Source organism: Emticicia sp. (assembly GCF_049241225.1).
Lineage (GTDB): Bacteria > Bacteroidota > Bacteroidia > Cytophagales > Spirosomataceae > Emticicia.
The window spans coordinates 31,483-39,007 of record NZ_JBMLRC010000125.1 but is presented as its reverse complement, the minus strand read 5'-3'; the positions used below and the strand labels follow the sequence as shown (position 1 = coordinate 39,007).

Here is a 7,525-nt window from a genome sequence, read left to right as displayed (position 1 = left end):
GAAGAATTATTGATAGATTGCCTCAAAACATCTACTTCTTGGGTTTTAAGGTCGTACATATCATTGGTATTTTGAATCAAATTTAGGTGATTATAGACTTCCGTGAAGCTATTCACAATCGTTTTCTGATAATTGGTGTAGGCCATTTTTTGGTCGGCCTTGGCTGCCATTAAGTCAGAAATAATCTGACGACGATTGAGCAACGGAGCAGTCAATCCACCAAAAGTATTCATCGCAAAAGATGATGGATTAAGGAACAAAAGTGCTTTAAATGCCTGTAAACCAACCGCTCCAGTAATATTGAGCGATGGATAAAAAGCCGCTTTTGCCGTAAATAAATTGGCATTGGTTGAGAGTAATTCGTATTCGGCTTGCTTAATATCTGGTCGATTTTCGAGCAATCTTGATGGCACACCCGAAGTAAGTTTTGGCGGAATCACATTTGCCCAAATTACTTTCGGACGAGCAATTGGCTGTGGATAACGCCCTACCAAAAAATTGATTTTACTTTCGGCATCAATGATTTCTTGTTTAACATCAATTTTTAAGGCTTTTGAACTCAGCAATTGGGCATTTAATAAATCGACACCCAATTGATTGGCTTGTCCTGCTTGTTTCAAAATCCTTGTTAATTCAACGGCTCTTTCTTGCAAAACAATGTTTTCTTCCAAGAAATCTAATTCATTATCAAGAATCAATAACTCATAATAAGCCGAAGCTATTTGAGCCACTAATTCGCTCACTACTAAGTTTTTACCCGATTCGCTCGCCAATAGTTTTGCGGCAGCCGATGCTTTTTGGCTTTTCAGCTTTCCCCAAATATCAATTTCCCACGAAGATTGTACGCCCAAATAAAAATCTGGAATAATGGGCTGTGGAATTCTCTGTCTATCATTAATATTTGGTGAAAAATTGGTATCATAGTTTCCTACACCATCGAAAGTATATCTACCAAATTTTTGTTGTCCGATAGCAAAATTTCCTGCCAAATCTGGCTTTCCGAGTCCTTGCGTAAATCTTACACCCGCACGAGCCATTTCGATTTTCTGCAAGGCCATCTGCAAATCAAAATTATTATTGATGGCCGAGTCGATGAGTGTAACGAGGGCTGAATCTTTAAAAAATACACGAGCCACTGGCAAACCTACCTGCAAACTGTCAGATTGCTGAGTAAATTTCTGGGGCATAGCCAACATTGGGCGATTTTGGGGTATTTCTTGCTTTACTTTACACGCTCCCAACAAACCAACGATGGCCAATAAACAAACACTTCTATATTTCAACATACGCTTCTTCGATAACTTTTTTAGTTTTTTTCTTTCGTTTTCCACTACCAATTCCCGCAAAAATGACGTACAAGCCCGGAATAATAATTACCCCGAATACTGTTCCGAACAACATTCCTCCTGCGGCAGCCGTACCAATTGTTTTGTTTCCGATTGCTCCTGCACCCGATGCCACCATGAGCGGAATCAAACCCGCAATAAATGCAAAGGATGTCATCAAGATTGGGCGGAAACGTGCTACTGCACCGCCAACGGCTGCTTCGAGTACGCTTTTGCCTTGTTTTTGTTGGAGAATGGCAAATTCTACAATCAAAATGGCATTTTTACCCAACAAACCGATGAGCATGACCATTGCCACTTGGGCGTAAATGTTGTTTTCTAAACCAAAAGTGTATAAGAAAAACAACGAACCGAAAATGCCGACTGGCAATGATAGAATTACAGGCAGCGGCAAAAAGAAACTTTCGTATTGAGCAGAAAGCAATAGATAAACGAATAACAAACAGATAGCAAAAATATACACCACTTGGTTGCCCGAAAGTACCTCTTCACGAGTCATACCCGACCATTCGTAAGCGTAGCCACGTGGCAAAGCAGTTTTGGCTACTTCCTCTACGGCTTTGATGGCTTCGCCCGAACTGTATCCTGCGGCTGCTTCGCCATTGAGCATGGCTGACACGTACATATTATAGCGAGTCAATTGCTCGGGGCCATACACACGCTCGATGCGACTAAAGATAGCGTAAGGCACCATTTCGCCATTTTTGTTTTTGATACGTAGCTTCATAATATCATCGGGCAAGGCTCTGTATTTAGGGTCAGCCTGAATCATTACTTTGTACATCTGTCCAAACAAGATGAAATTTGTGGCGTAAAAACTACCAATCAACGACTGCAAATTACTCATGGCAGCATCAACCGAAATTCCTTTTTTGGCAGCCATATCTTGGTCGATATGAATCATGTATTGCGGGAAATTTGGGTTGAAACTCGAAAAAACATCTTTAATTTCGGGACGCTTTTTTAGTTCACTTATGAATTTCTCAGCAACTTCGGCCGTTTTTTGAAGTTTTCCCGAACCAGTTTTATCTAATAATCGAACCTCAAATCCACTGGCATTACCAAAACCCGGTACGGCTGGCGGCGGGAAAAACTGAATCTCGGCATCTTTGATATGCTTCGTTTTCTCGATTAGTTGCTCAATAATATCGTTGGCAGTTGCTTTTCGTTCTTTCCATGGTTTTAGGCTGATTGTACTCATACCAAACGAAGCTCCGACGCCGTCGGTCATCATACTAAAACCTGATAAACTCGAAACCGACTCCACTTCCTTAATAGTTTGGGCAATTTTATCTACTTCATTCATTACTTCTTCTGTACGCTCAAGGGTTGCTCCTACTGGCGTTGTTACGTTAGCGTAGATTGTTCCTTGGTCTTCGGTCGGGATAAAACTGGTTGGCAAAACACTACCAACGCCCCAAGTAGCCACGCAGAATCCACCCAGCACCAAGACAGTCACCAAACGGCGATTGGCAATGAGGCGTAACAAACTGCCGTATCGGTCAGAAAGTTTATCGTAGCCATTATTAAATTTACGGAAGAAACGAGTCAAGAAATTTTCTTTTTGATGCTCTCCGTGTGTGTTTTTGAGCATAATCGCACACAAAGCAGGCGTTAGCGTAAGGGCATTTACGCCAGAAATAACAATCGAAATGGCCATCGTGACCGAAAACTGTCGGTAAAACACACCAACTGGCCCCGATAGAAACGCCACTGGCACAAACACGGCCGACATTACGAGCGTAATGGCCACAATTGCCCCACTGATTTCGTCCATTGATTCGATGGTTGCTTCACGGGCATTGAGGTGTTTTTCTTGCATTTTGGCATGAACCGCCTCCACGACCACAATGGCGTTATCGACCACGATACCGATTGCCAAAACCAAGGCAAAAAGTGTAAGTAAGTTGATAGAAAAGCCAAAAAGCTGCATAAAAGCGAAAGTTCCGACCAACGAAACTGGCACGGCCAACACAGGAATGAGCGTCGAGCGGAAATCTTGCAAGAATAAAAATACCACGATTGCCACCAAAATGAATGCTTCGATGAGGGTTTTGAGCACCTCGCTGATAGAAGCATCTAAAAACCTTGATACATCATAGCTTACGGTGTAGGTCATTCCCGGTGGGAAAGAAGTTTCTTTCAAATAAGCCAAACGGTCTTTGATATTCTGGATTACTTCGCTGGCATTTGAGCCTGGTCGTTGTTTCAATACGATTGCGGCCGAAGGTTTACCATTTTCTTTTGAAAGTACATCATAATCGAGCGAGCCAAATTCTAAATCGGCTACATCTTTCAAACGCAACATTTCTCCACTTTCGGTTGCCTTGATTACTACATTTTCGTATTGCTCTTTAGTGGTCATTTTACCGGTATATCGCAATACATATTGCATCGACTGAGCCTGACGACCCGAACTTTCGCCCACTTTTCCTGGGGCAGCCTCTACGTTTTGTTCTTTGAGGGCTTTTACAATATCGTCGGCCGAAATCTGATACGCATCCATTCGAGCGGGTTTGAGCCACACACGCATGGCGTATTCACGAGAACCCATAATATCGGCAAAACCCACGCCATCAATACGTTTTAGTTCGGCCAAAACATTTATGTCGGCAAAATTGTAGATAAATTTCTCATCAACGGTTGGATCGTTGCTGATGAGGTTGATGTACATGAGCATCGAATTCACCTCTTTTTCGGTCGAAACCCCCGCTTTGATTACCTCTTCGGGTAATTCATCGAGAACGGTCGTTACACGGTTTTGCACGTTTACGGCCGCTACGTCGGGGTCGGTTCCTACCTCGAAATATACTTGAATGATACTCGTGCCGTCGTTTCCAGACGTGGAAGTCATGTAGGTCATGCCTGGCACACCATTGATGGCACGCTCAAGCGGAGTTACTACGGCTTTGGCACAAACCTCGGAGTTTGCACCTGTATATTTGGTCGTAACGGTTACGGCAGGCGGAGCAATATCGGGATATTGTGTGATAGGTAGGCCAGTCATGGCCAAAACGCCCAAAATCACAATAAACAAAGATATGACCAGCGATAACACTGGCCTGTTGATGAAATTTGTAAACATAGTTTTCGGTGGGATTATTCGGGTGTGTTCACGTAAGTTAATTCCTTAGAAATCTCATTCATTTCCACAAATTGTGGTTTTACGGTCATTCCATCTTTGATGTTCTGCACACCCTCATAAATGATTTTATCGTCTTCGTCTAAGCCTGATTCTACGATGTAATAATGCGGCATTCGGTGCTTTGAAGTAATGGCTTTGGTTTTTACTTGATTTTTATTGTCAAGCACATACACATACATTCGGTCTTGAATTTCGAACGTAGCTTTTTGCGGAATAATCAAAGCATTTTTGTAGTTTTTCAGTAATCTGACCTTTCCACTTGCTCCATGTTTCAATACTTTTTCGGGATTATTGAATCTGGCTCTGAAAGCGATATTTCCTGTACTTTGGTCGATTTCCCCTTCGGTAGTTTCGATTTTTCCTTTGAATGGATGCTCTTCGCCGTTGGCCAAAATCAAAGTAACATTGCTCGAATTATGGGCGTTTTCCTTGAAATTTGTTACATAATTGAGGTATTCTTTCTCCGAGACATCGAAATAGGCAAATACTTCGCCATTGTTTGAGATATTCGTCAGGAGCGTTCCGTCTTCAATCAAAGAGCCAATTTTGTTCGGAATTCGGTTTACGATTCCACTAAACGGAGCTTTGATTTGTGTATAACTTAGTTGAATTTTGGCGAAAGCTTCATTGGCTTTAGCTTCTTCAACTTTGGCTTTCATCATCTCAACTTTATTTTCGGCAGCCTTTAATTCGGTAGTTGAAACAACGTTTTTCTCGACTAATCTTTTCACATTACCGAGTTCGATTTCAGCCGCTTTGAGTTCAGTACTAATACTTTTTACAATCGCCCCAGCTTTGGCAATTTCTTCGTTAAGCTCTGGGTTATGAATCGTAAAAAGTAACTGTCCTTGTTTTACGTATTTTCCTTCATCGATGAATATTTTATCGAGATAACCTTTAATTCTGGCTCTGATTTCTACATTCTGAACGGCATTAATTTCGGCCACATAGTCGGTCGAAAGCGTAGTATCAATTTTAATCGGAGAAGTTACTGGATAATTCTCCGCAACTTGCTTTTGTTTGTTTTCTTCACTGGCACAAGACGATACAACAATTACCGTACAAATACCTAATAGTGCGTGTTTCATTTTCATTCTTTGGTCAATTGTAAAGCTTAGATAATCAATGAGTTATTTTGAAATTATAGTAATTTTAATCGGCCTACAAAGTTTTCTTTGAAAGTCAAAAAACATTATTAAAATCGTACAACAATTCAACCTAAACCAAATTAAATTTGGAAAAAGAGCTTGTTTTCAAAATAATAGGAATAAAAATAGGTGTAAGTAAAACTACTTAGGAGGTGGCGTATTATGCCCTAAGTATATTTCGTAAGTATTTTGTAGGTAAGAGAAAGCATTGAAAAGTGGCAAAAAACGACAGAAGTTGAATGAAATAATCTGCTCGATTAAACTTTCATTTACTTGTTCAATATTCGTTTCGCCCGAATCGGTCATTGAATTACCATCTTCGAGAAGTTCTATGTCGGTATCAGAACCAGAAATACCATCTTTTGAAGCCATATCTAATAGCATCGTGCAGCTACTCGAAAAGATAGTAACCAACAACAACACGAAGTATATTTTATCAAAGACTTTCTTTCTCACAATTCGACTATTTCGTTTGATTAGCAAATATAATTTAAACAAGTCGAAATTGAGAATTGTTAGATTTCGAAAGGATACCAACAAGGATTTTTTATAGATGAAAACTTAGCAAAAAGGCTTCAAATCAACAAAAAACAAGGTTTTTATGAAAAATTAGAATTTTATTAGAAAATTTAATATTCAAACTAAAGCTCTATATATTTTCATTTTTCCTTGATTTTATCATAGTCTGAATGAAATCAAAAAACAAAAAAAATGGCTCTTACTTCATCAAAGCAAGAGCCATTTCATAGCGAAAGAAATATTATCTAAAAACCTCATTGAGCAAACCTGCCAATCTTACACCACCTTTCAAGAGTTGTTGATTGAGCATCTCAACATTATCAAAGTTATAGCGATAACTTAAACGTGGCTCTTGGGTCTTGATGCCCGCATAAAGCTGCTCGGCCAACTGATACGACTCAAAAAACCATTCGGTCATGGGTTGTTTTTGCCATTCACGGCGTTGAGCCTTGCTTACGTGGTTGATGTTTGTAGCATATTCGGTGAAGCTAAGTTTCTGAAATTCAATTAGTTTATCGTCCCAGAGAGCGTGTAGGTTTGTAGCATCAGCAAACCAAAAAGCTTTGATTCGGTTTCCACCCAAATCTTCGGCACGGCTCACGTGCATGGGTTGGTGAATATCGCCCGCAATATGAATCAACAGGCGAAGGTACATACGCTTTTGCTCCAACGGAAGGTCTTTCTTTTTCAACTCTCCCATCAAAAAATTGAGCTTTGTGTAAGCATCCGTCCCTTTATCGTTTTGCAAATAATTCGTAAATTCTGTATTATTCAAACCTGCTTTGATATTGATATAGTGCCAAGAATCGAGGTATTTATACGAAGTATCAGACTTGATAAAATCGGCCCAGTTGCTCGAAATCGCAACCGATTCTGTACCCAAAATCTTACGAATATTACGTTTTGCTTTACACGAAAGATACGAACTGGCAATCTGCCCGACTACTCGATGCCCTGTTTGCCCCCAAGAAAAACCTTTCAAAGATATTGCAAGCAATAAAAGTAGTATAGATGTTTTTTTAATCATTATGGTAATAGTTTGTTTGAAATTTTATGCAAATTAAATAATAAACCACGGAGTGTCACTGAGTTTTCCACTGAGTTACACAAAGTTTTTTAAAACATCTGTGCAACTCCGTGCTTTAACTCCGTGAAACTCCGTGGTTAAAACATAAATAAAATGCTTATTTTTTCTTAATCTTCATCGCAACCGGGTCCCAGTTGATGATTTTTTTATCGAAATAACTAATATTACAAGCCAATGCTGGTGCTGCTGCACGGAAACCAAAAATAGGGTCTTGAGCGGTTTCTTGACTTCCTTTACGCACATTATCAAAGAAATTTTTGAAGTGTTGTGCGTGTGGGTC

Annotated in this window: 5 protein-coding genes and 1 pseudogene; all 6 read right to left on the bottom strand. The window is 40.0% G+C overall.

Annotation, left to right across the window (positions count from 1 at the left end):
- The coding region (locus ACOVO2_RS07755; protein ID WP_421769410.1) for a TolC family protein at window positions 1–1,286 on the bottom strand (1,286 nt) is incomplete at its 3' end.
- Entirely contained in the window at window positions 1,273–4,431 is a 3,159-nt protein-coding gene (locus ACOVO2_RS07750) for an efflux RND transporter permease subunit (RefSeq protein WP_421769409.1), read from the bottom strand. The genes ACOVO2_RS07755 and ACOVO2_RS07750, both read right to left, overlap by 14 nt.
- 14 nt (window positions 4,432–4,445) lie before the next feature.
- Window positions 4,446–5,579 carry an efflux RND transporter periplasmic adaptor subunit gene (locus ACOVO2_RS07745; RefSeq protein WP_421769408.1) on the bottom strand — a complete coding sequence of 378 codons (1,134 nt, stop codon included), beginning with the start codon at window positions 5,577–5,579 and terminating at the stop codon, window positions 4,446–4,448.
- A 201-nt stretch (window positions 5,580–5,780) separates the two neighbouring features.
- Window positions 5,781–6,095, bottom strand: coding sequence for a hypothetical protein (locus ACOVO2_RS07740; protein WP_421769407.1), 315 nt, complete (start codon window positions 6,093–6,095; stop codon window positions 5,781–5,783).
- Between the two features lie 304 nt (window positions 6,096–6,399).
- Window positions 6,400–7,185 carry a S1/P1 nuclease gene (locus ACOVO2_RS07735; protein ID WP_421769406.1) on the bottom strand — a complete coding sequence of 262 codons (786 nt, stop codon included), beginning with the start codon at window positions 7,183–7,185 and terminating at the stop codon, window positions 6,400–6,402.
- A gap of 157 nt (window positions 7,186–7,342) precedes the next feature.
- Window positions 7,343–7,525 (bottom strand): annotated as a pseudogene (locus ACOVO2_RS07730) (gfo/Idh/MocA family oxidoreductase); the annotation flags it as partial.

Coding starts and splice junctions, on each gene's coding strand:
- ACOVO2_RS07745 (WP_421769408.1), bottom strand. CDS start 5,579: ATGAAACACGCACTATTAGGTATTTGTACGGTAATTGTTGTATCGTCT.
- ACOVO2_RS07735 (WP_421769406.1), bottom strand. CDS start 7,185: ATGATTAAAAAAACATCTATACTACTTTTATTGCTTGCAATATCTTTG.
- ACOVO2_RS07750 (WP_421769409.1), bottom strand. CDS start 4,431: ATGTTTACAAATTTCATCAACAGGCCAGTGTTATCGCTGGTCATATCT.